Raw genomic sequence first — 1,915 nt, 5'->3', positions numbered from 1 at the left:
GAGCTGAGCATGGCAAAATCCACAGGAACGAAGCTGTATCCGTCAGACCAGCCCAGTGTCAGAAGGGTGTATCCCTTTATAAACTGACGGCTTGTATGATCAAAAACACGGGCTAGAAGCTCGGCTTGCTTGCTTCTGGGTCTTGAAAGTATTGAATCATCAAGAATAAATACCCGAACTCTTTTGTCAGAGGTAAGAAGGTTAAATGCATCGGTAACCTTAAGGGCAAGCTGCAACAAGAACTTTCGCCACGAGTATTTAGGATTATTAAGAAAACGATAATATGCATCTTTGCCAGGTAAATCCTGACCACGTTTGCTGGCAAGGAAATTGTTCATTTTCTTACCGTGAAAAACCAGTAGAAAGATGAACTCAAAAATTTGTTGAGTACTTATACCGCTTGCTTTGCGGATATTGGCAGCATGAAGTAGTTGATTGATCTTTAACGCTTTGAATAGCTTTGCTACTTGAGATAAAACCTTTTCAGACGGATCAATTTGGTGTAACATTTACTTGTGCATCCTTTCCGTTTGACATGTTTTGTTTGGTCACTTAACATTTTACCAAACGAGGATGCACTTTTTGTGTCTATAGTGCTTTTTTATCTGTGATAAGCCTGATTTTATATGGCTTAACGGTATTTTTTATGGTGCGAAATTTGAGTTCTTTTACTATTATCTCAACTTGTTTTTTAGCCATTCAATGACCACCTTTGTTACTGCTAGTAATTCTCCCGTATTTTCATGTGTGCATTTTTATACAAGATCTTTTCTTTTATCTGGGTACCTTGTCTCAATGTAGTATATTGAAAGGCGGCGTAATAGATCTTGAGTTATCATCTAATTCATTAAGGATATTAGCAGTACCGGCTAAGGATATTAAGTCGTGTTTTCTGGGAGGAGTTTCCCCGATCTTTTCAAAGTATAAAGCTTTTATGCATTTTTCCACGCTTTGCTGGCACATAAACAAAGCCCAAAGATAATTCTTGCCGCTAAAGCAGTGCTCTACAGCATCTAAATCATCGGTTGCTATTTCTAGCCATACAGAAGATTGTGCTTTCAAAATTAATCACACATCCCTTTAAACGTTAACAAAACCACCTTCAATATTTTACCACTATTTAATTTAAAATAACAAGACTATTGCATTTGTCAATTACTCATTAATAAGCTCGAGGTTATTCCATAATGGACTTATTTTTAAAGTAACTTCTATCCAGAAAGTACCTGTAAACATAGGAAAATTGTTGCTATAAAAGAATAATTAGGTAATTAACAATCGGTATTGGGCCAGACCTAAGCTCCTTTCAATCATAGGGTCACTCCGTCTCGTGATACCCGTGATAAAATAGGGTTTGATGCTGCTGATTCTTAAGAAACTTTGCAGTTGTCAGTAACCGGGGAAATTTTAGAAGCGTATTTTAACTCTATATCCGTACAAAATACCACTAAATGAGTTCATAACTTCTTCGTCTCTATGTCTTACAACCAAAAGTACGTCAATATCTGAATCATCATGAAATTTACCGGTTGATTTAGAACAAAGAGTTTGAGGTCAAATAGGTTCTTGTTCAGGGTATTTTTTATTAGCGAAGAGAGGGCAGGTACTGGGGCGGCAAGTTACCCGGTGATCCAATACATGCTGTAAAAAGGCGTCCGCCTGGAGCAGGAGTGCGTAGACACAAGGGGACGGTTCGTGCGCCAAGCAAAGGGCGTGTCATATAGTGGGTGCGAACCCCACTAGGAAAAGTTTAGCCAACTACCTATAGCGAGTCTTGGGAGGCGCGGGGTGATCCGCGTCTCTAAGCGTAGACAGCAAACTAGCAGGCTGGAAGCGAAAGCTGAATCGATTGAGCCCCGAAATCACCCCAATGGGAAGGCCGATGCAGTGGACCGTGCAGAAGGCAACATCTGAC

General features: G+C 39.8%; 3 protein-coding genes. 1 reads left to right on the top strand and 2 read right to left on the bottom strand.

Translation table 11 applies throughout. The features are described from left to right. A partial coding sequence (locus tag SPSYN_RS00010) for a transposase (protein WP_161820467.1) occupies positions 1-509 on the bottom strand: 509 nt, incomplete at its 3' end. Between the two features lie 283 nt (positions 510-792). Next, complete coding sequence (locus SPSYN_RS00005; RefSeq protein ID WP_243152849.1) at positions 793-1,062, bottom strand: HEPN domain-containing protein; 270 nt, start codon at positions 1,060-1,062, stop codon at positions 793-795. Between the two features lie 726 nt (positions 1,063-1,788). Here SPSYN_RS00005 and SPSYN_RS16130 point away from each other — a divergent pair. Continuing rightward, entirely contained in the window at positions 1,789-1,914 is a 126-nt protein-coding gene (locus SPSYN_RS16130) for a hypothetical protein (RefSeq protein ID WP_279279202.1), read from the top strand. The last annotated feature ends 1 nt before the right edge of the window (position 1,915 follow it).

The sequence above is a fragment of the Sporotomaculum syntrophicum genome, assembly GCF_009932395.1.
Lineage (GTDB): Bacteria > Bacillota > Desulfotomaculia > Desulfotomaculales > Desulfallaceae > Sporotomaculum > Sporotomaculum syntrophicum.
This window is presented reverse-complemented; position numbering and strand designations above follow the sequence as displayed.